The sequence below is a fragment of the Novosphingobium sp. BL-S-34 genome (assembly GCF_056857015.1).
The window spans coordinates 577,439-600,014 of sequence record NZ_CM166473.1; the positions used below are offsets into that span (position 1 = coordinate 577,439).

Genomic DNA, 22,576 nt, shown 5'->3' on the forward strand with positions numbered 1-22,576 from the left:
ACATCAAAGACAACCAGCTATCGGGGTTTTTCCGGATAGAGAAACCTTACTCCACTCTCCTAGGTAATATCCCTAGAGAATCGGGGTCGCCAATAATCATCCCTAGTTTTGCAACTCGCGATATGACGAGGTGGATTATGGCGACGAAGCTATCGAGCGTGATGGTCGTCGATCAGCAGGAAGTTTTTCGTTTAGGCGTGAAGACTCTGCTTGAACGCAAGGAGCAATGGAAGGTTGTCGCCGATGCAGCGGACGGCCGGGAAGCCCTGAATTTGGCGGCAACGGTTCAGCCCGATCTGGTGATCCTTGATCACACCCTGCCCTCGCTCAACGGCATCGATCTCTCGCGATGCCTGCGGGAGAGATTGCCGGCGCTGAACATCATATTGTTTACATCGTTCATCACGGACGATCTGGTGATGGACTATATCAGCGCCGGCGTCCGCGCGATCGTGCTCAAGACCGACAGCTTCGATCAACTCGTCGCCGCGGCCCGCAACGTTCAGCTCGGGAAGGCCTATATTTCCTCATCCATGTCCGAATTCGTGGCGGAAAAGCTCTTCCAGCATGTAAATCTCCGGCAGCAGACACTGACCTGCCGCGAGCGGCAGGTGGTCCAGCTCGTCGCCGAAGGGCAGATGAACAAGCAAGTCGCCCATATCCTGGGTGTGAGCGCCAAGACCGTCGAAACCCACCGCGCAGCTGCGATGAACAAGCTGAATTTCGTTTCGGTATCCCAGCTGGTTCGATACGCGGTCAGGAACAACCTGGTTTCGATATAGAAATACGAAAATCGATGGCTTGATCGGCGTCGCGATTTGGGCGCTGCGGGGAGGTGTCCGGATTGTCCTGGACGCCCCCCGTTACAGCATCGGCGACATTCCCGAGGCATCATCCCGGTCCGTGCAGAGGGGGCGAGGGTGACGGCTACTCCGGCAGGCCGGCCAGTCTTGGAACATCGGCCATCCGGTCCTCCCAGCTTGCCCGGCTGGAGAGGCAGATATGGGCATCCGGGGAGATGACGACTTCGTCATCGAGGCACCCCGCGGGCACTACGAGCAAGGCGCCGTCCATCTGGACGTTCGGCAGGCCGGATCCGCAGATCGCGCAGAAGCTCCTGGCATGGCGCGTCCCGGGAATGCGATAGTGCACGATCCGATCGCTTCCGCCATGCCACACTATTGTTGCCTTTGACGAAAACAGGTTCGATGCATGCGCTGACCCCGTGTCCTTTCGGCAGCGACTGCAGTGGCAGAGATAGAAGTTCTCGAAAGGCCCGTGGATGGCGAACCGGACCGCGCCGCATTGACAGGAACCGGATGTCACTGACGTCATCGCTGTCTCTCCATTCGGTCGGGGGGTCGAAAGGCACGGCATAATGTGTCAGAGCATGCCGGAGAAGGCGATCCCCGAGGATCCTCCCGCCAGTCTGCCAGCTCCCGCTCATTTGCGGGGTTGGGAAAGTGCCGCCACCATGTCCAGAAGCATCTCGGCGAGCGTGGCGGGGCTGAGGCGCTCGGCTTCGGGCTGGTGAAGCCACCACGAAATCGTCTCCACGATCAATGTCACCGTGCAGACCGCCGCCAGATCGGCAGGCAGCCGGGTTTCGCCCAGCCCGCCCTTGCTGACCAGCGCGCGGGACACGGCGAGCAGTTCCTCGCGCATCGCGCCCGCCGCGCCCCCGTTCAGCAGAGCTGTCCACAATGCGCTGCGTTCTTCGACGTAGAGACAAAGCGCTGTAAAACCGGCTAAATTATGACCGACCGGCAATGTCATGGCGACAAGCCGGTCGATTTGCTCCCGCGCGATCTGATCCAGAAGTGCTTCTTTGCTTTCGTATCGGCGAAAGAATGTTGCCTTGTGAATTCCGGCTGTCCGACAGATTTCGACGATCGTGATCTGGTCGAACGGACTTTGAATCAAGAGAGTGAGCAGCGCCTGTTCCAGCGCCTCGTCCGTGCGGGCCAGGCGTGGGTCTTTCCGGGTTGACGACGTCATTCGCACCTCGTTATGCGACCAGTAGTCGCAAAGCGACAATGAGTCGCATAGACGACTCATGTGGGGAGAGAAAGGGAACTTCGGGAATTTCCGATGGGACGTTTCCATTGACGTCGCAGCGGCACGATCCGCGGCGCATGGCCGCCCGGGAAAATGCAGATTCCAGAAGGGACGAGACCGGCCGAGACTGGTGAGCACACCGATAAAAAACAAAACGGGATGGGATCACTGATGACAAAGAAGCGCTATTTCGCATTGATAGCTTCCACTTCGCTCGCCTCGGTGCTGGCACCCAAGGCCGGCGCTCAGGAGGCCGCGGGCCGGAACGTCTCCACCGCGAATGCAGACATCATCGTCACTGCCCGCCGGGTGGAGGAGCGTTTGCAGGACGTTCCCATCTCGATCACCGTTTTCAATCAGCAGGAGATCTCCCGGGCCAATATCGTCAATGCGGAGGACCTGGCCAAACTGACGCCCTCCCTTTCGGCGAACACCAGTTTCGGCAGCGAGAATTCCACCTTCGCCATTCGCGGCTTCGTTCAGGATATCGGCACCGCGCCGTCCGTGGGCAACTATTTCGCGGATGTGGTGGCGCCGCGCGGCGGCAGTCCCAGCATTCCATCGGGGGACGGCGCGGGGCCGGGCAGCTTCTTCGATCTGCAGAACGTGCAGGTGCTGAAAGGGCCGCAGGGAACGCTCTTCGGCCGCAACACCACCGGCGGTGCGGTGCTGCTCGTGCCGCAAAAGCCCACTTCCGCTTTCGAGGGCTATGTCGAGGGCACTCTGGGCAATTACGACCAGCGGCGTTTGCAGGCCGTGATCAACATCCCCGTGGCGGAAACCTTCCGGGTGAGGCTGGGCGTGGACCGGCAGAAGCGGGACGGTTGGCTACGCAACACCAGCGGCATCGGGCCATCCCGCTTCAACGACATCGACTATCTGGCGGCCCGCGCCAGCATCGTGGCGGACCTCACGCCGAACCTCGAAAACTACATGATCGCCTCCTACACCAAGTCGGACACGAGCGGCCCGCTCCAGAAACTGATCGCCTGCAACCCCGGCGTTGCGCTTGGCGATTTCGCCTGCGCCCAGCTCGCGGATGCCGAGGCCAAGGCCGAGGGCTTCTATACGGCGCGAAGCGATGTGGAGGGTGCCAAGTCCAAGACCGAGACCTGGCAGGTCATCAATACGACCACATGGCAGGCATCGGACCACCTGACGGTCAAGAACATCGCCAGCTATGCCCAGTTGAAGCAGACGCTGCGCTCCGCGCTGTTCGGCACCCAGTTCTCCACCCCGGCAATCCCCGGCTTCCTGCCCAGCGTGCCGTTCAACTTCGCAACCGTGATCCCGGCGCCCAATGCAAAGGGGCTCAGCAATCAATCGACCTTCACCGAAGAATTCCAGTTGCAGGGCAATTCGGGCGACGGGCGGCTCACTTGGCAGGCCGGGGTCTACTACGAGCGATCGGCGCCGCTGAGCCTGACCGGATCGCAGTCTCCCAACACGATCAACTGCACGGATATCGCGCAGTTGCAGTGCACGGACATTCTCGGTTTCCTGGCGAACCTCAATCCGAACGTGACGCCGCTGGTGGTGGCGGGGATCATTCCGCCGATCCAGGCCGGCAGCGTCAACTACACCGTAGGCCGCCTTACCACGCGCAGCATCGGCACATATGCGCAGGCCAATTATGCGCTGACCGATCAGCTCAAGCTGACCGCAGGCATCCGTTACACCTGGGACCGGCAGCAGAGCGACACCGCGCAGATCAGCTACCTGTTCCCCACTTTCCCGGTGCCGGTCGGACCGCCGACCGCCAGTTGCACGCGGGGCAACACCAGCCTTCCCGATTGCGCGCTGCAGCTCTCGCAGAAATCCTCGGCGCCGACCTGGCTGGTCGGGCTGGACTTCAAGCCGGTGGAAGACCTGCTGCTCTACGCCAAGTACGCGCGCGGCTACCGCACGGGCGGCATCAAGTCGGACGCGCCGGTCGCCTTCTCGGTATTCCGTCCCGAGAAAGTCGATGCTTACGAGATCGGCCTGAAGTCCAGCTTCCGCGGCCCGGTGAGAGGCAACTTCAACGTCGCTGCGTTCTACAACGATTTCTCCGATCAGCAGCTTCAGGTCGGCTTCGCGGACAATCCCGCCGTCAACGGCGGCGTCTCCGCCACGGCAGGCCCGGTGAACGCGGGCCGCTCGCGCATCTATGGCGTGGAAGTGGAAGCGGGTCTCAATCCATTCGACGGCCTGTCGCTCAACGCGAGCTACGCCTACCTCAATACCAGGATCAAGTCGGTCGATCTTCCGCAGCTGCCCCCGACAGACCCCTACATCGTCTCCTCCACCGTGCTGCCCGGAGACCAGCTGGCCCTGGCGCCCAAGCACAAGGTGGTCCTGGCGGCGAACTACATGCTGCCACTGGGCGAGGGCGTGGGTGCTGTTTCGGTGGGCGCGACGTACAGCCACACCGGCAAGCAGCGGGTCAATTACGCCGCGCGCGATGCCGCCAGCATCGCCGCCAACGGCGGGCGGGACATCGGCGTGCTTGCGCCCATCGACCTGCTCAACCTGAATTTCGATTGGCGCCGGATCGCCGGGTCGCCGGTCGACTTGTCGCTCTTCATGACCAACGTGACGAAGGAGCGTTACTACACCTTCACCCCGGGCCTGTTCGCAGTGGCCGGGTTCGAGGTGGCGAACCTGGGCGAGCCGCAAACGTACGGCGCGCGTCTCCGGTACAGCTTCTAGTCCGGTGGAGGGCGGCGCGTTTTCATGACTCTACCTCCAGACTGCGCCGCCCTTCTTTTTCCTTTCGAACCACCCTCCGGCTGCATCGCAGGGGCCGGTTCACCTGACCGGGATGCCAGGATCCGCCTGAACAACGGGAGAGTTTTCCATGACTCAGCTCGCCGAACGTGATTACTTCACCGACCACGATATTCTCCTCGATCCCTACGCCTACTTCAAAGCGGCGCGCGAGCGGGGCCCCGTCTACCGCCTTCCCGGCCGCGACATCGTGCTGGTCACGGGGTTCGAGGAGGCGCTGGAAGTTTTAAAAAACACGGATGACTATTCGTCGGTCATTGCGCCGCAGGGGCCTGCCGCGCCCTTGCCGTTCGAGGCCGGGGGCGACGACCTCTCGCCCCTGATCGAGGCCCATCGCGGCGGCTTCGTGGGCGGCGACCTGCTGGTGGCCTACGACGGCGAGCAGCACACGTTCTCTCGCTCGATCCTCAGCCGCCTGTTCACGCCATCGAAGCTGCGGGCCAACGAAGCGTTCATTTCCGAGCTGGCGGGCCAGCTGGTCGGGGACGCGGTCGCGGCCGGGCGCTGCGAACTCATCAAGGACATCGCGACGCCTTTCGTGACCCTCGTGATCGCGGATCTGCTGGGCGTTCCGGCCGACGACCGGCAGGTGTTCATGGACGCCATCGACGCCGGGCCGCCTCCGGGCAGTCTCGATCCCGACGATCTCGCGGCCCAGAACCAGCCGCTGGTCCTCATGGGCATGTATTTCGCGCAGTACGTGGCCGACCGGCGCCAGTCTCCGCGCGGGGACGTTCTCAGCGAACTCTCCTCCGCCGCCTATCCGGACGGATCGCAGCCCGACCTGATGGAGATCGTGCGGCTTGCGACGTTCCTGTTCGGCGCCGGGCAGGACACCAGCGCCAAGCTGCTTGGAAATGCCATGCGCCATCTGGTCGACATGCCGGCGCTGCAGCAACGGCTCCGCGCCGATCCGGCGCTCATTCCCGATTTCCTTGAGGAAGTGCTGCGCCTCGAAGGTTCCACGAAGATGACCGCGCGGCTGGTGAAGAAGCCCGCGCAGATCGCCGGCTTCGATGTGCGTCCGGGAGAAAAGGTCTTCATCGCCCTTGCCGCCGCCAACCGCGATCCCCGGCGCTGGGAGGATCCCGGGAAACTCATCCTCGGCCGCCCGCGCATCAAGGAACACCTCGCTTTCGGGCGCGGCGCGCACGTCTGCGCCGGGGCGCCGCTGGCGCGGGTGGAAGTCCGCGCGATTTTCGAGGAATTCCTGTCCCGCACCAGCGACATCGGCCTCGACGAAACGATCCACGGGCCAAGAGGCGCGCGCAAGCTGGAATACGAACCCAGCTTCATCATTCGCGGTCTGGCCTCGCTGAACCTCAAGCTCACTCCGGCCTGAACGGGATAGGATCATGACCAGGGAAACGAACAAGGATCGCGTCGTCGTCGTCACCGGCGGCGCATCGGGAATGGGGCTCGGCATCTGCCGGCTCTTCGCAAAGAATGGCCATCCCGTGGCGATGCTCGACCGGCAGGAAGAGGCGTTGGAGCGCGAAGCGGGCGCGCTTCGGGCCGAGGGGGCGAACGTGCTTCCACTTCGCGCCGACGTGGGCAACCGGGACGATATGGCCGCCGCTTACGATGCGGTGAGACGCAGCCTCGGCCCGATCAGCATCGTCATCGCCAATGCGGGCATTTCCGCCTCGGCAGACTTCCTCACGATGTCGGTCGAGACCTGGCAGCGGATGATCGATGTGAACCTCAACGGCGTGTTCCACACGGTCCAGCTTGCCGCGCCGGACATGGTGGCGCGCAAGTGGGGCAGGATCGTGACGATCTCCTCGCAGGCGGCGCAGTCGGGCGCGCAGGACCGTGCGCATTACGCGGCCTCGAAAGGCGGGGTGATCGGGCTCACCCGTTCGCTGGCGCGCGAACTCGCCGTTCACGGCATCACGGTCAACACGATCCCCCCGTCGCTGGTCGATACGCCGCTGGCCCGCGCCGGGGTGAACTCGGGAGAAGTGCCCCCGCTGGAGGTGATCGCCCAGGCCATCCCGATTGCCCGCCCAGGCACGCCCGAGGATATCGCGAACGCCTGCGAATTCCTGTGCTCCGACAAGGCAAGCTACATCACGGGCCAGGAAATCAACGTGAACGGCGGGACGTGGATGTAGCCCTTGGCAGGCCGGCAGGCGACCTTGCCGCGACCCGCACGACCATAACTCCGCCGAAAGCCGCCGCGCGCTTTGGCCCGGATCGATCCATCTCAGGAAAGAGCGCAATGACCGACGAACTGAAGGGCTGCACGGCTGTAGTGACAGGGGCGGGTTCCGGGTTCGGCGCGGCGCTGGTAGACCGGTTTCGCGAAGCGGGCATGAAGATCGCGGCTCTCGATATCGACGGCAGCGCCGCGCAGCAGGTGGCGGACCGCGTTGGCGCCCAAGGCGGGGAGGCGATGGGCCTGCGTGTCGATGTCGCCGATGCGGGCGCCGTGCAGGCTGCGGCCGAAGCCGTGGCGGATCGCTTCGGGGACTGCTCGATCCTGTGCGCGAACGTGGGCGTGCAGCAGTTCGGCCCCCTGGAGCGGCTGACGGAACAGGAATGGCGCTGGGTGCTCGACGTCAACGTCATGGGCACCATTCATACGGTCCAGTCCTTCCTGCCCCTCATCCGCCGCTCGAAGGGGCCGAAGCGTATTCTCGTCACGTCTTCGTCGGCGGCTTTGACGCCGGGCATACGCATGGGAGCCTACACCGCCTCCAAATACGCCGTGACCGGCTATGCCGAGACCTTGCGGATGGAACTGGCCGGGGAGGGCATCGGCGTTTCGATAGCGTTCCCCGCGGGCATGGCGACCCGGCATCTGGAAAGCAGCGCCCTGGCGCGGCCACGAGAAATGGGCGAGATGGAGATAAGACGAGACGATATCGACGCGATGATGAAGAGCAGGGGCATGACCTCGGCGGACCATGTGGCAACGGCCGAACATGCCGCGCGCAATATCCTCCCCGATCTGCTGGCGAACGAGCGCTACATCGTGACTCATGGCGCTTATCGTGCCCAGCTGGAAGAGACGTTCGACGCCCTGCTCAAGGCGCATGACCGAGGGCAGGACGGTCCATCGCCCGGCACCTGAACCGCACGGCACTGCCGGCTTGACGGCGATCGATCCTGTGCCATGATTTCGCATGAGCACTTCTCTTCGATCCGATCGCCGCGGCCTGATCCTTGGTGGAGGCGCGCTGGCGATCTCCATGCTGCTGCCCGGCCCGCTGCTGGCCGACATCGACACCAGCGATCTGCGCAAGATCACTTCCGATGCGGTTCCCATCTCGCGCTCCGAACGCGAAGGGCGCCTCGAACGCGCCCGAAGGCTGATGCGGGAGCATGAGATCGATGCCATCCTGATCGAACCTGGCGCGAGCCTGGCCTATTTCACCGGCATCGAATGGTGGCGCAGCGAACGCCTGACGGCAGCGCTGCTTTTCCAGAAGGGCGATCCGGTGATCGTCACTCCGTTCTTCGAGGAACCCTCGGTGCGCGAGACCCTGGCGATCCCGGCGGACGTGCGCGTCTGGCAGGAAAACGAGGATCCGATTGCGCTCATCGCCGCTACGCTGAAGGAGCGCGGTCTTTCCAGCGGCACGGTGGCCGTCGAGGAAACGGTCCGCTTCTTTGCCAGCGACGGTCTCTCCAAACGCGCGCCGGGAACCAGGATCGTTTCCGCGAACCCCGTCGTGCGCGGCTGCCGCATGATCAAGACGCCCGCCGAGATCGCGCTGATGACGAAGGCGACCGAAGTGACGATCGCGGCCTATCGCTGGGTCTGGCCGCGCATAAGGGCGGGCATGACCCCGCACGAGATCGGCGCACTGATGGACGCGGCGACGGTGAAGCTGGGCGGCACGCCGGAATTTTCGCTGGTCCTGCTGGGCGAGGCTTCGGCCTATCCGCACGGGTCGCATAAACCCCAGACCGTGCGGGAGGGCGAGGTGATCCTCATGGACTGCGGTTGTACCGTCGAAGGGTATCAGTCGGATGTCTCGCGCACTTTCGTTCTCGGGAAGGCGCCTTCCGAGGTCCGTGCGATATGGGATACCGTTCACGAAGGTCAGCAGATTGCTTTCGATGCCGCGCAAGCGGGACTGCCTGCGGGCCGTGTCGACGATGCTGTTCGCGCTTTCTACGAGAAGCGCGGCTTCGGTCCCCGCTATCGGTTGCCCGGCCTCTCGCATCGCACCGGCCACGGCATCGGCCTCGATGGCCATGAGCCGGTCAACCTGGTTCACAACGAAACGACGGCGCTGGCCCCGGGCATGTGTTTCTCGAACGAGCCGGGGCTCTATTTGCCCGGCAAGTTCGGCGTGAGGCTCGAAGACTGCTTCCACATGACGACCAACGGCCCCGCCTGGTTTTCCAACCCGCCCATGTCGTTGGAGCAACCAATCGGAACTGTGGCGCCATAATGGACGACCGGCCATCGACTGCCTGAAAGACCGGGCCACCTCACGCGACTGAACGGCGCCACGCCACGCTTCGTCTCATCTGCTTCTTGCCAAAAACCCTGGACCTGTCCTGACGCGGGAGTATCGCGCTCAGCGTCGAATTCCAGCAACTGGCCCCGCTGCGAGTGTGCAGGGTTTTTTCTCATGAATAGGGAGTTTTACCGTGACTAGACCTTTCGGCCTCGGGCGATATTCCGTTTTGGCGTGCGCCGCGGCGACCCTCGCGCTTCTGGGCACGGCCCAGGCCTCTTTCGCCGAGACCCAGACGGACATGGCCGAGGCGATGGCCCAGGCGAAAAGCGGTTGCTCGCAAAAGGAATTCGTTCAGTTCCTCGACGCTTTCATCGCCTCGCCGGCGGTGCGCGCGAAATACACCGCGCCGTCCGTCGAACAGCGCGCGTTTCGCCAGCCCGCCAAGGCGTCCGGCACCAACCTTCCCGCCAGCAATTACCGGATCTTCAACGTTTCGCATGTCGACTGGCAATTCGCCGACACGGCATCCGTCAAGCGCTGGGAAGCCGATCCGAGCCAGCCCTACACCGCGCTGGATGTGAAATTCGAGGACCTGCCCGATGGCAGTTACAGGTTCACGTATCAGCCGGCGATCCTGCGGGACGATGAAGAGGGTGACGGTTGGACGGTCGAGCGGCACATTGGCAAGCCGGCCGGCTATCTGTTCGCATGGCAGAACGGCTGCTGGCAGCTCACGCAGGATCTTCGCTGAACGAAAGCGCGGCGAGCGAGCAGGCAACCGTTCGGAGAGCGGCCGGGCCTGCTGTCACGCCGAGGCTAAAAATCAGGTCAGATCGAACCGCTCGGAGGTCGCCTCGCGCATCCGGGCGGCGTCCCGCGTCGGCGGCGATCCGAACTGGCGCGCATATTCGCGGCTGAACTGCGAGGCGCTCTCGTAGCCGACGGCGAATGCCGCGCGCGCGGCGTCCGGGCTGGCCGTGAGCAGGCGCCGGGCGGTCTGGAGGCGCAAGCTCTTCTGGTATTGCAACGGGCTCATGCCCGTAGCGGCCTTGAAGTGCCGGTGAAACGAAGGAACGCTCATCCCGGCAATTTCGGCGAGCGCTTCGGTGCGCAGCGGCTGGTCGAAATTGCGACGAATGCATTCGATTGCGCGGCGCGTGCGCGAAAGGCGGCTGTCCTCGCGCCCGATCTGGCGCAGCATTCCGCCATGGCCGCTCTGGAGCAGGCGGTAGAGCACCTCGCGTTCGCGGGCCGGACCAAGGATCGGGATGTCGGCCGGACTGTCGAGAAGGGCCAGAAGTTGCTCCCAGGCATCCAGGATTTCGCGGGTCACGGGTGCCACGCCGAAGCCCGCCAGCGGGCCTGCCGGTTCCGATGGCCCGGACGAGCGCGGCAGTTCGGCAAGCAGCTCGGCCAGGACTTCGCGGTTGAGCGCCAGGGTCGTGACGATATAGGGCCGCTCGCGCGATGCCTCGGTCACGCAACCGACGGCGGCGACCTCAACCGACGTCACGAAGCAGGTTGCGGCATCGTAGCGCAGCACGCGATTGCCGATGGTCACTTGCTTGGCGCCGCGCAGGACCAGGCAGATCATCGGTTCATACCGGCTGCTGATCGTTCCCCCGGCTTCGCATGCCATGTGAACCCGAAGGCGCGGCACCGGCATGTCTGCGGGCATATCGCGGGCGGGCCCGGGAATATGGCGCTCCACGCGCCGGCACATGCGATTGAGCGTGTCCTGCATGAACGTCATTATCGGGCTGCCTGCGGGGTGATGCAACCGCGCTGATAGGATTGGGCAAGGCGTTGAGACGATCGGGCACCCTGGGGAAGGGGCCGCGCCCTATATCCGCCTCCTGGCCTCACCGTCTCAAGGGGTGAGCGCCACGAACCGGAGACAATCATGACCCATCCTTTCGGAGAGACTTCGACCGCCGACGAGGTGCTTGGCGGGATCGACCTTCGCGGCAAGCGCGTGCTCGTGACGGGCGCTTCTGCCGGCATCGGCATAGAGACCTGCCGCGCGCTGGTGGCCCACGGTGCCGAAGTGGTCGGCGCGGTGCGCGATCTGGCCAAGGCCGAGCGGGCGACCCAGCAGGTGCGTGCGGCAGCCGAGACCGGCGGCGGCAGCTTCAACCTGGTCGAACTGGACCTGGCATCCCTTGCGAGCGTGCGCGCCTGCGCGGACGGCCTGAATGAGGCGGGACAGCCGTTCGACATCGTCATCGCCAACGCGGGCGTGATGGCGCCGCCTTTCGGGCAGACCGCGGATGGGTTCGAAACCCAGTTCGGCACCAATCACCTGGGCCATTTCGTGCTGGTGAACCGCATCGCTTCCTTGCTGCGCGAGGGGGGCAGGCTGGTGAACCTGTCCTCGGCCGGGCACCGCTATGGCAACGTCGACCTGGAGGACCCGAACTTCGAGCGCGGCGACTACGATCCCTGGCTCGGCTACGGACGTTCGAAGACGGCAAACATCCTCTTCGCCGTGGAGTTCGACAGGCGGCATCGCGACAGGGGCATACGCGCCGCGGCCGTCCATCCGGGTGTGATCTGGGATACGGAGCTGTCCCGCCACATGACGCAGGACGAAAAGGAGGCGCTCGTCGCCTCGATCGGCGCGAGCCTGGAAGCGGCGGGCGCCTCTGCGCTGGTCTACAAGTCGATACCGCAAGGCGCGGCCACCACGCTCTGGTCGACGGTGGTGGCCGAACCATCGCAGATCGGCGGGCGGTACTGCGAGGACTGCCAGGTCGCGGAAGTCCAGGAGAGCGATGGCCTGCGCGGCGGCGTGCAGCCTTATGCGCTCGATCCGGACAACGCGAAGGCGCTCTGGGCGAATAGCGAAGAGATGGTCGGCGAGCGTTTCTGACGCCGGGCCCGAACAGAGGAGACGACAACATGAAGTACCGCACTCTTGGCCAAGGCCTGAAGGTATCCGCGATCGGTGTCGGCTGCATGCCGATGATCCGCGAAGGCAACATCAACTATGGCCTCGCCGATGACGCGGTTTCGACCCGCACCATCCACGAGGCGATCGACCTTGGCATCACGTTTTTCGACACGGCCGAGATGTATGGGCCGTTCCGCAACGAGGAACTGGTCGGCGCTGCCATCAAGGGCAGGCGCGAAGGGCTGGTCATCGCCACCAAGTTCGCCATGCGCTGGGATGGCGATACGCCGACCCACGTCGATGGCAGCCCCGAAAACGCGCGGCGCGCCTGCGAGGGATCGCTGAAGCGCCTGGGCATCGACACCATCGACTTGTTCTACCAGCACCGCGTCGATCCGAACGTCCCCATCGAGGAGACCATCGGCGGCATGGCCGAACTGGTGAAGGAGGGGAAGGTGCGCCACATCGGCCTGTCCGAAGCGGCCGCCGATACGGTGCGCCGGGCCGCCAGGGTGCATCCGATTGCAGCGCTGCAGAGCGAATATTCGATATGGGAGCGCGACGTGGAAGGGGAGATCCTCGATGCCTGCCGTGAGAACGGCGTCGGCTTCGTGCCTTACAGCCCGCTGGGGCGGGGTTTCCTGGCCGGCGGCATTCGCAGCCTGGACGATCTTCCGGCGGGCGATTGGCGGCGCAACGATCCGCGCTACTCGCCCGAGAACATGCCGAAGAATCTTGCGATCGTCGATGCGGTCCGCTCGGTGGCCCAGCGGCACGGTGTCTCCAATGCCCAGGTCGCGCTGGCGTGGTTGCTGGCGCAAGGGGACGATATCGTCCCGATCCCGGGGTTCAAGCGAAGCGAAACGCTGCGCGACAGCGCGGGAGCCCCCGACGTGACGCTCACTGCCGAGGATCTGGCCGTGATCGAGGCTGCGGCACCCAGCGGCCGAACGGCCGGCCCGCGCTACAACGAAGCAGGGATGGCACGCGTCAAGCTCTGACCGATCGCGCGAACCGGAAAGCAGGGCAGGCCGGCAACGATCGCCGGCCTGCCTTCGCGCGAAAAGCGGGCTGAAAGCGGTGCAACCCTGCCCGGCAATCAGCGCAGCACGTAGTTCGCCGGAGAGACCGGATCGGGCAGGTCGGTCATTCCCAGGGCCGACAGCATCTCGCGCTCGACAGTGCGCACCATGGCGTCGAGCGGGAGGTCGTTGGGTTCGAGGCCGAAGGGATCCTCGAGCTGATCGCCCAGTGCATCCAGTCCGAAGAAGGTGTAGCTGACCAGCAGGACCGGAAGGAGTGTCCACCAACCCAGCGAACCGGCCAGCGCGAAGGGCAGCGCCAGGCAGAATATATATGCGGTGCGGTGCAGCAGCAGCGAATAGCTGAAGGGAACAGGGGTGAGGGCAATGCGCTCGCAGCCGGCCTGGACTTGCGCGAGTAGGTGAAGCTGTTCCTCGATGAGGGAATGGTGGATCGCGCCAACCCGCCCGTCCCTCGCCAGTTCCAGGCCGTGGCGGCCCAGTTCGCGAAGCAGGCTGTCACTGGGATTGACGGCATCGTCCCATGGCCCGCTGCCGCAGCGCCTGGCGATTTCTTCCGTTTCCCCGCTTCCGCGCAGCCGGGCGGCAAGGCCCGCCGTAAAGCCGCACATGCCGATCAGGAACCTGCGCTGATCGGCATGTTCGAGAGTGACGACGCGGCGCGCAAGTGAGCGGCCGGCGATCACGAGCGAGCCCCAGAGCTTGCGCCCCTCCCACCAGCGATCGTAGCAGGCATTGTTGCGAAAGCTCATGAAGATCGAAAGCGCGATGCCGATCAGCGTGAAAGGCGTCGTGCCGATCCGGGAAAACAGGTCCGGCCGCTGTCCGGCGGCGATGACGGCCAGACAGCTGACGGCAGCGATCGTCACCAACCTGCCGACGATACGGGGAAGGATCGATCCCCTGATAGCGAAAGCGACATCCCAAAGGCCCGGTTTGGGGCGGACGATCATAGGGAAATCTCGGCAGCATTCGCGGCGGGACCATGCGCGGCCACGACATGCGGGGGCTTGCCGTCACGCTGGTAGCGGGTTGCGCAAGCCTGGGTTTCGATCAGCATGGCATGGCTCTAATCCAAGCCGCCGACCAGCCGCAAGAGCCACTTTCGCAGGGATCCTTGCAGCGGTTGCAAGGCATTCGCATGGCGGGTGCGCCTTGCCGGCCTAGTCCGTGACGAAAGTATCGCCGCCGATGAAGACCATGTCCTTCGAAGGGTGTGCAGGCCGCCCGGTCGCGCCGTAAGCGAAGCTCGTCCGCTTTACCCGCCCGTCGACATATGTGAGTTCCAGGGTGGTGCCGGACAGCCGGTAACGCCCGCTGCCACCAGTCTTGCGCCCGGCGAAAACGCCGCTGCCCATCGCGCCCATGTTGGATCCCTCCACGAACTGCCCGTCCGGCGTGAAGCGGATCTTGTCCACGAACAGTGCCACGGTCGTTCCGCCGCCTTGCAGCCCGCTGGAGCTGGTGCGTGAATAGGCGCCGGAGAGGGTCGCGCCGCCCTGTGCGCTGGAGAAGGCCGGAAAGAAGTTGCCGGAGGGAAGCGTGTAGTCGTTCGAATGGCCGTCGCTGCCGGTCAGACGAAAGCCTCCGCCTGCCTGCTGCCAACGCCCCCAGCGGTGCGGCTCGCGCGCCTTGGACTCTGCGACGTTCAACTCGTCGAGCGGCGTGGCGCCGATCTCCCAGTACTCGCCGTTGCCGAAGAATGCGAGCGGCTCCCAGTCGACCCCGCCGCCGCCCGAAATCGCGCGAAAATACAGGCCGGCAGCTTTGCTCGGGGCAGCCATCCCTGACGCCCGCACGGGTGTCGGGGCAGGGGGCGGCGGGGCGGTTCCCGCTGCCGATGGTGCCCCTTGTCCGGCGAAGCCCTTCGCCGTCAGCGTCATGCGGCGCATGTCCACCTTGAGCAGAGCGGCGGCCTGCGCCTGGACGGCGTCACTCACCTGCCGTTTCATCGCGGCGCCCTGCGTGGCTGCGGCCTGCATCTGGATTTCGGCAAGCAGCGCCTGGAGCAGCATGGTGTCTCCGATATCCTGCCGCCCGCGGTCGTCCAGGGCGGCGAAACCGGGATTGGCGAGCATCACCTTGCGCATCTGCGCCCGCACCGCCTGCGCTGTCTCGCGATCGGGGCGGCTGTCATCGACAATGCCGTTTGCGGCCAGCCAGGCGGTCATCCAGTAAGCGGAGACGAGATCCACCACGTCTTCGATATCGAAGCCGAGTTTCCCATAGGCGGGCCGGACCTTGGCGATGATGTCTTCCCGGAACAGCTTCTCCAGTTCCGCCCCGGCCTGCGGCGATTTCTGCCCGAACAGGGCGACGATCTTCGCCTCCTTCTCGGCAAGGAGCGCGGGGTCCCGGTGAAAGCGGGTGGCCGGTTCGGACTGCGCGGCGGCCGCCGGGCCAGAAGCCAGCAGCAGGAGGGCAGACTGTATCAGGACGCGGGGGAGCATCGAACCTCCTTCGGGACATACCGAACCGCGCTGGCCGCTGAGACATAACGCGGTCATGACAGGGGCGATAGGCCGTTCGAATGATGGGGCGAACGGTCCCCGCCACACCACCTGACCATGCCATCAAGCTGCAATGGATTGCCATCACGGGTCCTCCTGCTATCCGGAGCACCAGAACCGCGTTCGGACCTCACGAAGCAAGACCAGCGCTTTGCGCCGCGTGCTTTCCAAAAAGGAATTCCCATGACCAGCCGTTCCGTTGCCGGCATCCATCCCGCCCGCCGCGACGATATCGCTGACCTCGTCACCCGGCGGCCGGTGCCGGGACCGGGCCTCGATCAGGTCGATCCGTTCCTTTTCCTCAATCATCACGGCCCGCAGGTCTATCAGCCCGGAAACAACGGCCTGCCTTTCGGTCCGCATCCGCACCGCGGCTTCGAGACGGTGACCTTCATTCTCGAAGGCAATCTCGCCCACCACGACACGGGCGGCCATGAAAGCATCATCGAAGCGGGCGGCGTGCAATGGATGACGGCAGGCTCCGGCCTGATCCACGCGGAAGTGTCACCGCCCAGTTTCAAGCAAGCGGGCGGTGCCCTGGAAATCCTCCAGCTCTGGGTCAATCTCCCGTCGCAGCTGAAGATGTCACCTCCGCGCTACACCGGCGTTCAGGCCGACGGCATTCCCGCGATCCCGATCGCCGGAGGGCAGGGTACCCTGAACCTGATAGCGGGCACGTATGGGGACCTCACCGGGCCTATCCCGTCGCTCACCGGCGTGTTCATGTCGACCGTGCGTCTGACCGCCGGCGCGCGGATCGACCTGCCGGCTCCCAAAGAGCGGAGCGTGTTTCTTTACGTCGTATCTGGAAGCGTCTCGGTCAGCGGCGAGGCCGTGAACGCCTGGCATCTCGTCACCGTGAGAGATGATGGCGACACCCTCGCGATCGAGGCGCAAAGCGACGCGGTACTCCTGTTCGGCCACGCCGACCCGATCCGCGAACCGGTGGTGGCCCATGGTCCCTTCGTCATGAACACGCAGGCGGAAATCGGCGAGGCCATCCGCGACTATCAGGCCGGCAAGTTCAACGGCACCGGCCCCTTGCGCGGCGTCGGGCAGTAACGGCGCCGTTCTTGCGGGGAGGGGTACTCTCCGCAAGGCTTGCCTTGAGGGGAGGTGCGCTGAAGAAGGGTGATGGCGGAGGGGCGCTCGGATTTACCCTGGGACCCGCCGCCTTTCCCTGCCTAATTGACCGCCAGCGCCTTCCCCAAAGCGGAAGGTGTTCGCGGAGGAATCGACGCCAGATTTCCGGCCGATGAGGGAGCGCGCGAAGGCGCTCCGAACAAATCGGCGCCAATGGCGGTCTTGTGGCGAAAAAGCTGACCGGGCGTGAGTGATGACGGGGATCATCCTTGGGACCGCAGCGGTCACCGTGAGCGCTCAACAGGCAATGGGCCGCAACACAGGCCAGAGCCGGAGTATGCGTCCGTGCTCAATTTCGCCATTCGCTGGCCCCGGCGCGTTTTCTATAAGGATGACTGCACATCAAGCGGTTCGCCGAAGTGCCCGAGGCTTGTTCCCTGGCTTGCCAGGGCGCTCAGGATCGTTTCGCTGCCAGTGCGTTGCAGCCAATCGGGGCTCGCTTCGAAGAACAGGACCTTCGCGTCCTTGCCCAGCACCAGGACGGCAGGCTGGTCGATTTCGTAACTGAACGTGCCGAGTGTCGAGCCTATCCATTCCTGGCCGGGCTCGACTTCAGGCTGTTCTTCGGGCAGAAACGTGATGCCGAGGTCTCTCGCCAGTGCATAGCCGGGGTCGCTGGCGACAATGAAGCCAAGCTGGTGGCGCTCGATCAGCGCCCGATCGACGGGGATCTGCGCGCTGACGGCAACGAGTGGAATGCCTTGCTCGCGAAGCGTGGGCCATAGGGTTTCGTTGTAATAGGGCAGGGCGATGTTGCAGGCCGGGCAGCCGCCGAAGCGGAAGAACACGAGCGCCGCCGGTCCCTTTGCGAGAAGCTGGTCGCGGGTGAGTTCCCCTCCATCCTGGTCGATGAGCCTGAAAGGTGCGATCACGTCACCCGCGCGCGGCAATGTCGCGGGGTCGTGACGTCTGGTCAGTTCGCGGCGCTGCGCAGCGTTTCGCTCGAGCTGCTCGGCGCTCCATGTCCGTGCGCGCTCGGCCTGAAGCTCGGTGAAACGATCCTTGAGGCTCTTCGTCATTGTTTCCCTCCGGATGGATGTCCGGGGGCAAGGCTAGGCGGGGCGCCGCGGCGGCGATAACAAGAAGCGCTGTCGCACCCTTGATAATTTTCAATAAGGGCTTGGCGGTCTACAGCGCGGCCACGACTTCGCGCGCCAGGCTGGCCAGCTGGCTTGTCGGGCCGTCCAGGTTCGGTGCGGTCTGGAGAATGCATGAGACGTTGGGAAGGGCGGGCAAGTCTCCATCCTCCAGCGGCGCGTCACGCAGGAACAGATGCGTGCGGCAGGTCACTCCCAGCCCGGCATCGACAGCCGCCCGCAAGGCAGTGAGGTTGGGCGTCTCCACAGATATCCGGTAGGGCCGCCCGGCTTCCTCCAGAGCATGGATCGCCGCTTCGCGAAAGCGGCAGGGCGGCTCCAGCACGGCGAGCTGCACCACGGTTTTCCGGGCAAGATCGGGATTGCCGTACCAGGCCATGGGCGCACTGGCGATGGCGCCCGGATCGCTCGCCGCGGCAAAGCCCAGCACGATATCCAACTGACGACGTTCAAGCTGGCCCAGCAATTCCGCGGTTCCGGCGATCCGCGAATAGAGCTGCGCCTCGGGATGCAGTTCGGCGAAGCGGGCGAGAAGCCCGGACAGCAGCATCTCGGCGAAATCCTGGACCATGCCGATTCTCGCAGGCCCGGTGAAATGGCCCGCGGTTACGGCGGCGACGGCCTCGTCATGAATGTTCAGCACCTTGCGGGCATATTCCAGCATCAGTTCACCCGAGGGGGTCAGCGTGAGCCGGCGGCCGTCGCGGTGGAACAGGGCCTGCTGGAGCAGCTCCTCCAGACGCTTGATCTGCAGGCTCAGTGCGGACTGGCTCACGAAGACCCGTTCCGCTGCGTTGAGCATGGAGCCCGTATCGACGATCGTCACGAAGCTGCGCAGCAGGTTGGTCGGCAGATTTACAGGCATGTGAGAATCACTCGCTCAGAGAGGGCATCGGCGCGAACCTAGCGGCCCGCACTATCTCAACCAAATTAGTAGAGTTTGTCTCGCTGATGGCAATCCTTGTGTGGCTGCACAGGAAGAGGCGGGCGGCATTCACCCCGCTTGCTGCACGATTCAGCTACGAAAATCCGTGGTTTCCCTGCGTTATGAGCGCGGCTGATAGGCCTTTCGTCAAAACTCAATTGAATTAGTAGACAATGCGATGTCTCTTCCGCGGATGCCATATCCGAGAAGACACCAATGAGCGCCCGCCCGTCCTCCCGCATCCTCTCGTTCGGAGCGCTGGCCCAAACGCTGCGCAGCGCACGCTGGCTGTCGCCCTTGCTGTTCCTGCTGCTGTGGGAGCTGGGATCGCGGTGCGGCCTCATTCCCGAACGCACTCTGGCGGCGCCGTCGACGGTGCTGTCGACGATGCTGGACATGGCGCTCTCCGGGGAGCTTTCGAACAACCTCTGGGTCTCGTTCCTGCGTGTGGCGATCGGACTCGCGATCGGGATCAGCATTGGCGTTGTGCTGGCGCTGGTCGCCGGGCTGTCGCGGCAAGGAGAGGTCGCGGTCGATCCGATCATGCAGATCAAGCGCACGATCCCGACGCTGGCGCTGACACCCCTGTTCATCGTCTGGTTCGGGATAGGCGAAACGCCCAAGATCGCCCTGATCGCCTTCGCCTCGATCTTTCCGGTCTATCTCAATCTGTATAGCGGCATCCGCAGCGTGGACGTGCGGCTTCTGGAGGGTGCGCGCAGCTTCGGCTTGAGCCGTGCCGAGCAGATCTGGCATGTCATTCTGCCCGGCGCGCTTCCCTCGCTGCTGGTCGGGCTGCGCTATTCCCTGTCGGTCGCCATCCTCGTGCTGGTCGTTGCCGAACAGATCAACGCTTCGGCCGGTCTCGGCTATCTCATCAACAATGCACGCGACTTCATGCGGACCGACATCATCGTGGTCTGCCTGATGGTCTACGCGGTGCTTGGTCTTGCCGCCGACGCCCTGGTGCGCGCCGTGGAAAACCGCGCCCTGGTGTGGCGCCCCAGCATCGTCTCGCAATGACGCCCAGATCCGCACCTTATCCGGAGAACCCAGCCATGGACGCCCGTAAGATCGGTCCGCACCGCGCAACAGCGCCCGAATTCTACATGACGCCGCCGGTCGTCCGCCTGCGGGACTTCAGTCGCAGCTTCGGCGATGACACTGTCATTGCGGGGTTGAACCTCGACATCGCACCGGGGGAGTTCGTGACCCTGCTTGGCCGGTCCGGCTCGGGCAAGACCACGTTGCTGCGCACTCTGGCGGGGCTCGATCCGACGACCGGACAGGATGTCACGGTTCCAGACTCGCGCGCGGTGGTGTTCCAGGATGCGCGGCTGCTGCCGTGGAAGAAAGTCTGGCGCAATGTCGCGTTGGGGCTTCGGCAGGGCGATGTGCGCCGGCGGGCTGAGGATGCCTTGCGCGAGGTGGGCCTAGAGCACCGGCTCGATGCTTGGCCGCTGACGCTTTCCGGCGGCGAGGCGCAGCGGGTTGCGCTGGCCCGCGCCCTGGTTCGCGAACCCAGCCTGCTGCTGCTGGACGAGCCTTTCGCGGCGCTGGACGCTCTGACCCGGCTGCGGATGCACGAACTCGTGCTCGCGCTCTGGACGCGGCACCGGCCGGCGGTGATGATGGTCACGCACGATGTGGACGAGGCGATCGCGCTGGCCGACCGGATCGTCCTCCTGGACCAGGGCCGCATCGTCACGCAGGAGCGGATCGAAGCGCCCCGCGGAGAGCGCGCCCATGTCGCGCGAGGGCTGCGCAGCCGTCTACTGAGCGCGCTTGGCGGGCACGTAGCCGAAGGTCCCTCGCCGGCCGAGATCATCGCGCTTCACGCCGGAGGCGTGGCATGAACGCGCCGGTTTCTCTCGTCATCCCTGCGAACGATATGGCGCCGCTGCGCCGCTTCGTGAGGGGCTTCGCGGCCTTGATCGACAGCGGCGCCGGACAGGCGGAAATCCTCGCAGACGGCGGCGACCTGCTCGCCCGCCTGGTCTCGCGCGACGATTGGCTGCCCGATGCCTTCGCCCGCCCGCATCCCGCGCGCTATCAGCAATACCTCCTGCACTGCGACAGTGCCGAGCGTTTCAGCGTGGTGTCCTTCGTCTGGGGGCCGGGCCAGGCAACCCCGATCCACGATCACCGCGTCTGGGGCCTAGTCGGCGTGCTGCGCGGAGCGGAGCGCGTGCAGAACTACCGGCGCCGCGGGGATGGCTCGCTCGTCCAGCAAGGCGGGACCGGAGACCTTCGCGAAGGCGAAGTGGAGGGGATCGATCCCCACGTTGGTGACATTCACCGCGTGGCCAATGCCTTTGCCGACCGAACCTCGATTTCGATCCACGTCTACGGGGGCAATATTGGCGCCGTCGAGCGCGCGACGTACCGCGACAGCGGCGAGGAACGCCCTTTCATCTCGGGCTATGCGAACGACGTTCTGCCCAACCTCTGGAATGGAGCGATCCGGGCATGAGTGTTTCTCCCGCCCAAGTCCGAAGCGCCTTGCTGGGCCGCCGTGAGATAGCGCTCATCGATGTACGGCAGGAGGCTCAGTTCGCGCTCGGCCACCCGCTTTTCGCAGCGCAGATTCCGTTGCAACGCATCGCTCTGGAAGCGCCCTGGCGCATCCCGCGCAAGGATACCCCAATCGTGGTCTATGACGACGGGGAGGGGCTTGCCGAACCGGCGCTGCACCAGTTCCGCGCGCTCGGTTATACGCGGGTCGACCTGCTGGCAGGCGGACTGCCAGGTTGGCGTGCAGCGGGCTATGAACTGTTCGAGGACGTCAACAGCTACTCGAAGGCCTTCGGGGAACTGGTGGAGCATCGCCGCCAGACACCGTCGCTTCCAGCGCCGGACGTGCTCGCGCTGATCGAGGAAAAGGCCGATATCGCCATTCTCGATGCCCGCCGGTTCGAGGAATATGCGACCATGAGCATTCCGGGCGGCCGCAGCGTGCCGGGCGCGGAACTCGTACTGCGAGCGCCCGTTGCCGCGCCGGATCCGGATACGACGATCATCGTCAACTGCGCCGGGCGCACGCGCAGCATCATCGGCACCCAGTCGCTTATCAACGCGGGCCTGCCGAACCGCATCTTCGCTCTGCGCAACGGTACGATCGGCTGGACATTGGCCGGGCAGACGTTGGAAACCGGGCGGCAGGAAAACGTCGACAAGGGCGAAGAGGGCGGACAGGATCTTGCCCGCACGCGGGCCCGTGACGTGGCCTACCGCGCCGGGGTGCGCCGGATCGACGGCGCGGACCTCAGGGCTTTGCTCGCCCACGACGATCGCACTCTCTATCGCTTCGACGTGCGCCAGCCTGCCGAATTTACGGCCGGTCATCCCGCGGGGTTCCGCAATGCGCCGGGCGGGCAGCTGGTGCAGGAAACCGATCATTTCGCACCCGTGCGCGGCGCGCGCATCGTGCTGGCCGACGACCTCGGTTCGCGGGCCGACATGACCGCTTCGTGGCTTGCCCAGCTCGGCTGGGAGGTGCTGGTGCTGGCTGACGCCTTCGACGGTCCGCTGGAAACCGGAGGTGACGGCGCCCCGGCGCCGCGCGGGGCGCATGGCCGCTACAAGCGCCCTTACGAAGGCACGGACAACCGCGAGACCGCCATGCAGGCCTATCTCGACTGGGAATACGGCCTTGCCGCCCAGCTGGAGCGCGACGGCACTCACGGCTTCTTCGTCATCTGATCCCACACCTCAGGG

Annotated in this window: 21 protein-coding genes; 14 read left to right on the forward strand and 7 right to left on the reverse strand. The window is 64.9% G+C overall.

The features are described from left to right. Positions 1 to 137: 137 nt before the first annotated feature. Positions 138 to 782, forward strand: coding sequence for a response regulator (locus tag AC1VV3_RS16610; protein WP_482962940.1), 645 nt, complete (start codon positions 138 to 140; stop codon positions 780 to 782). A 145-nt stretch (positions 783 to 927) separates the two neighbouring features. Here the strand turns inward: AC1VV3_RS16610 and AC1VV3_RS16615 are convergent, their stop codons facing one another. Next, positions 928 to 1,377 carry a GFA family protein gene (locus AC1VV3_RS16615; protein WP_482962941.1) on the reverse strand — a complete coding sequence of 150 codons (450 nt, stop codon included), beginning with the start codon at positions 1,375 to 1,377 and terminating at the stop codon, positions 928 to 930. 66 nt (positions 1,378 to 1,443) lie between these two features. Continuing rightward, on the reverse strand, positions 1,444 to 1,998 hold the full coding sequence (locus AC1VV3_RS16620) for a TetR/AcrR family transcriptional regulator (RefSeq protein WP_482962942.1): 555 nt from the start codon (positions 1,996 to 1,998) through the stop codon (positions 1,444 to 1,446). Between the two features lie 231 nt (positions 1,999 to 2,229). Between AC1VV3_RS16620 and AC1VV3_RS16625 the strand changes: the two genes are divergently transcribed. The 6 genes from AC1VV3_RS16625 to AC1VV3_RS16650 all read left to right on the forward strand — a co-directional run bounded on the left by AC1VV3_RS16625 (position 2,230) and on the right by AC1VV3_RS16650 (position 9,999). After that, a complete protein-coding gene (locus AC1VV3_RS16625) occupies positions 2,230 to 4,749 on the forward strand; it encodes a TonB-dependent receptor (RefSeq protein WP_482962943.1) in 2,520 nt (839 codons plus the stop codon). A 148-nt stretch (positions 4,750 to 4,897) separates the two neighbouring features. After that, positions 4,898 to 6,169 carry a cytochrome P450 gene (locus AC1VV3_RS16630; protein ID WP_482962944.1) on the forward strand — a complete coding sequence of 424 codons (1,272 nt, stop codon included), beginning with the start codon at positions 4,898 to 4,900 and terminating at the stop codon, positions 6,167 to 6,169. Positions 6,170 to 6,182: 13 nt separating this feature from the next. Then, the gene (locus AC1VV3_RS16635; RefSeq protein ID WP_482962945.1) at positions 6,183 to 6,944 is read left to right on the forward strand and encodes an SDR family NAD(P)-dependent oxidoreductase; all 762 of its coding nucleotides are present in this window, start codon (positions 6,183 to 6,185) and stop codon (positions 6,942 to 6,944) included. A gap of 107 nt (positions 6,945 to 7,051) precedes the next feature. Continuing rightward, on the forward strand, positions 7,052 to 7,906 hold the full coding sequence (locus AC1VV3_RS16640; protein ID WP_482962946.1) for an SDR family NAD(P)-dependent oxidoreductase: 855 nt from the start codon (positions 7,052 to 7,054) through the stop codon (positions 7,904 to 7,906). A gap of 52 nt (positions 7,907 to 7,958) precedes the next feature. Continuing rightward, complete coding sequence (locus AC1VV3_RS16645; RefSeq protein ID WP_482962947.1) at positions 7,959 to 9,236, forward strand: M24 family metallopeptidase; 1,278 nt, start codon at positions 7,959 to 7,961, stop codon at positions 9,234 to 9,236. A 310-nt stretch (positions 9,237 to 9,546) separates the two neighbouring features. Then, positions 9,547 to 9,999 (forward strand): hypothetical protein, encoded by a 453-nt coding sequence (locus AC1VV3_RS16650; protein WP_132266591.1) that lies wholly within the window; start codon positions 9,547 to 9,549, stop codon positions 9,997 to 9,999. 72 nt (positions 10,000 to 10,071) lie between these two features. On the opposite strand, the gene AC1VV3_RS16655 is transcribed toward AC1VV3_RS16650, so the two are convergent. After that, positions 10,072 to 11,001: an AraC family transcriptional regulator gene (locus tag AC1VV3_RS16655; protein ID WP_482962948.1), complete on the reverse strand. Its 930-nt coding sequence runs from the start codon at positions 10,999 to 11,001 to the stop codon at positions 10,072 to 10,074. Positions 11,002 to 11,151: 150 nt separating this feature from the next. On the opposite strand from AC1VV3_RS16655, the gene AC1VV3_RS16660 reads away from it, so the two are divergent. Then, positions 11,152 to 12,120, forward strand: a complete 969-nt coding sequence (locus tag AC1VV3_RS16660; protein WP_482962949.1) for an SDR family NAD(P)-dependent oxidoreductase — start codon at positions 11,152 to 11,154, stop codon at positions 12,118 to 12,120. A gap of 29 nt (positions 12,121 to 12,149) precedes the next feature. Next, complete coding sequence (locus AC1VV3_RS16665; protein ID WP_134094453.1) at positions 12,150 to 13,142, forward strand: aldo/keto reductase; 993 nt, start codon at positions 12,150 to 12,152, stop codon at positions 13,140 to 13,142. A 98-nt stretch (positions 13,143 to 13,240) separates the two neighbouring features. On the opposite strand, the gene AC1VV3_RS16670 is transcribed toward AC1VV3_RS16665, so the two are convergent. Both AC1VV3_RS16670 and AC1VV3_RS16675 read right to left on the reverse strand, forming a co-directional pair. Then, positions 13,241 to 14,137, reverse strand: coding sequence for a bestrophin family protein (locus tag AC1VV3_RS16670; RefSeq protein WP_482962950.1), 897 nt, complete (start codon positions 14,135 to 14,137; stop codon positions 13,241 to 13,243). 210 nt (positions 14,138 to 14,347) lie between these two features. After that, positions 14,348 to 15,634 carry a DUF6683 family protein gene (locus tag AC1VV3_RS16675; RefSeq protein ID WP_482962951.1) on the reverse strand — a complete coding sequence of 429 codons (1,287 nt, stop codon included), beginning with the start codon at positions 15,632 to 15,634 and terminating at the stop codon, positions 14,348 to 14,350. Between the two features lie 243 nt (positions 15,635 to 15,877). Here AC1VV3_RS16675 and AC1VV3_RS16680 point away from each other — a divergent pair, with 243 nt between their 5' ends. Then, positions 15,878 to 16,756, forward strand: a complete 879-nt coding sequence (locus AC1VV3_RS16680; RefSeq protein WP_482962952.1) for a pirin family protein — start codon at positions 15,878 to 15,880, stop codon at positions 16,754 to 16,756. Between the two features lie 404 nt (positions 16,757 to 17,160). On the opposite strand, the gene AC1VV3_RS16685 is transcribed toward AC1VV3_RS16680, so the two are convergent. Together AC1VV3_RS16685 and AC1VV3_RS16690 are read right to left on the reverse strand one after the other, a co-directional pair. Then, entirely contained in the window at positions 17,161 to 17,856 is a 696-nt protein-coding gene (locus AC1VV3_RS16685) for a peroxiredoxin-like family protein (protein ID WP_482962953.1), read from the reverse strand. 109 nt (positions 17,857 to 17,965) lie between these two features. Continuing rightward, positions 17,966 to 18,799 (reverse strand): LysR substrate-binding domain-containing protein, encoded by an 834-nt coding sequence (locus tag AC1VV3_RS16690; protein WP_132266573.1) that lies wholly within the window; start codon positions 18,797 to 18,799, stop codon positions 17,966 to 17,968. 276 nt (positions 18,800 to 19,075) lie between these two features. Between AC1VV3_RS16690 and AC1VV3_RS16695 the strand changes: the two genes are divergently transcribed. Genes AC1VV3_RS16695 through AC1VV3_RS16710 form a run of 4 tightly spaced genes read left to right on the forward strand, consistent with a single transcriptional unit; the run spans position 19,076 to position 22,561 of the window. Next, on the forward strand, positions 19,076 to 19,882 hold the full coding sequence (locus AC1VV3_RS16695) for an ABC transporter permease (RefSeq protein ID WP_482962954.1): 807 nt from the start codon (positions 19,076 to 19,078) through the stop codon (positions 19,880 to 19,882). Positions 19,883 to 19,917: 35 nt separating this feature from the next. Further along, complete coding sequence (locus AC1VV3_RS16700; RefSeq protein WP_482962955.1) at positions 19,918 to 20,715, forward strand: ABC transporter ATP-binding protein; 798 nt, start codon at positions 19,918 to 19,920, stop codon at positions 20,713 to 20,715. Next, the gene (locus tag AC1VV3_RS16705) at positions 20,712 to 21,332 is read left to right on the forward strand and encodes a cysteine dioxygenase family protein (protein WP_482962956.1); all 621 of its coding nucleotides are present in this window, start codon (positions 20,712 to 20,714) and stop codon (positions 21,330 to 21,332) included. The genes AC1VV3_RS16700 and AC1VV3_RS16705 overlap by 4 nt, the downstream gene beginning before the upstream one ends. Then, a complete protein-coding gene (locus tag AC1VV3_RS16710; RefSeq protein ID WP_482962957.1) occupies positions 21,329 to 22,561 on the forward strand; it encodes a rhodanese-like domain-containing protein in 1,233 nt (410 codons plus the stop codon). Before AC1VV3_RS16705 ends, AC1VV3_RS16710 begins: the two co-directional genes overlap by 4 nt. Positions 22,562 to 22,576: the final 15 nt, after the last annotated feature.

Excerpts from the sequence above, each read along its gene's own strand:
- AC1VV3_RS16680 (WP_482962952.1), top strand. The coding sequence starts at position 15,878 with ATGACCAGCCGTTCCGTTGCCGGCATCCATCCCGCCCGCCGCGACGAT.
- AC1VV3_RS16705 (WP_482962956.1), top strand. The coding sequence starts at position 20,712 with ATGAACGCGCCGGTTTCTCTCGTCATCCCTGCGAACGATATGGCGCCG.
- AC1VV3_RS16670 (WP_482962950.1), bottom strand. The coding sequence starts at position 14,137 with ATGATCGTCCGCCCCAAACCGGGCCTTTGGGATGTCGCTTTCGCTATC.
- AC1VV3_RS16710 (WP_482962957.1), top strand. The coding sequence starts at position 21,329 with ATGAGTGTTTCTCCCGCCCAAGTCCGAAGCGCCTTGCTGGGCCGCCGT.
- AC1VV3_RS16675 (WP_482962951.1), bottom strand. The coding sequence starts at position 15,634 with ATGCTCCCCCGCGTCCTGATACAGTCTGCCCTCCTGCTGCTGGCTTCT.
- AC1VV3_RS16685 (WP_482962953.1), bottom strand. The coding sequence starts at position 17,856 with ATGACGAAGAGCCTCAAGGATCGTTTCACCGAGCTTCAGGCCGAGCGC.
- AC1VV3_RS16630 (WP_482962944.1), top strand. The coding sequence starts at position 4,898 with ATGACTCAGCTCGCCGAACGTGATTACTTCACCGACCACGATATTCTC.
- AC1VV3_RS16650 (WP_132266591.1), top strand. The coding sequence starts at position 9,547 with ATGGCCGAGGCGATGGCCCAGGCGAAAAGCGGTTGCTCGCAAAAGGAA.
- AC1VV3_RS16620 (WP_482962942.1), bottom strand. The coding sequence starts at position 1,998 with ATGACGTCGTCAACCCGGAAAGACCCACGCCTGGCCCGCACGGACGAG.
- AC1VV3_RS16700 (WP_482962955.1), top strand. The coding sequence starts at position 19,918 with ATGGACGCCCGTAAGATCGGTCCGCACCGCGCAACAGCGCCCGAATTC.
- AC1VV3_RS16690 (WP_132266573.1), bottom strand. The coding sequence starts at position 18,799 with ATGCCTGTAAATCTGCCGACCAACCTGCTGCGCAGCTTCGTGACGATC.
- AC1VV3_RS16615 (WP_482962941.1), bottom strand. The coding sequence starts at position 1,377 with ATGCCGTGCCTTTCGACCCCCCGACCGAATGGAGAGACAGCGATGACG.
- AC1VV3_RS16625 (WP_482962943.1), top strand. The coding sequence starts at position 2,230 with ATGACAAAGAAGCGCTATTTCGCATTGATAGCTTCCACTTCGCTCGCC.
- AC1VV3_RS16665 (WP_134094453.1), top strand. The coding sequence starts at position 12,150 with ATGAAGTACCGCACTCTTGGCCAAGGCCTGAAGGTATCCGCGATCGGT.
- AC1VV3_RS16640 (WP_482962946.1), top strand. The coding sequence starts at position 7,052 with ATGACCGACGAACTGAAGGGCTGCACGGCTGTAGTGACAGGGGCGGGT.
- AC1VV3_RS16635 (WP_482962945.1), top strand. The coding sequence starts at position 6,183 with ATGACCAGGGAAACGAACAAGGATCGCGTCGTCGTCGTCACCGGCGGC.
- AC1VV3_RS16695 (WP_482962954.1), top strand. The coding sequence starts at position 19,076 with ATGAGCGCCCGCCCGTCCTCCCGCATCCTCTCGTTCGGAGCGCTGGCC.
- AC1VV3_RS16610 (WP_482962940.1), top strand. The coding sequence starts at position 138 with ATGGCGACGAAGCTATCGAGCGTGATGGTCGTCGATCAGCAGGAAGTT.
- AC1VV3_RS16645 (WP_482962947.1), top strand. The coding sequence starts at position 7,959 with ATGAGCACTTCTCTTCGATCCGATCGCCGCGGCCTGATCCTTGGTGGA.
- AC1VV3_RS16660 (WP_482962949.1), top strand. The coding sequence starts at position 11,152 with ATGACCCATCCTTTCGGAGAGACTTCGACCGCCGACGAGGTGCTTGGC.
- AC1VV3_RS16655 (WP_482962948.1), bottom strand. The coding sequence starts at position 11,001 with ATGACGTTCATGCAGGACACGCTCAATCGCATGTGCCGGCGCGTGGAG.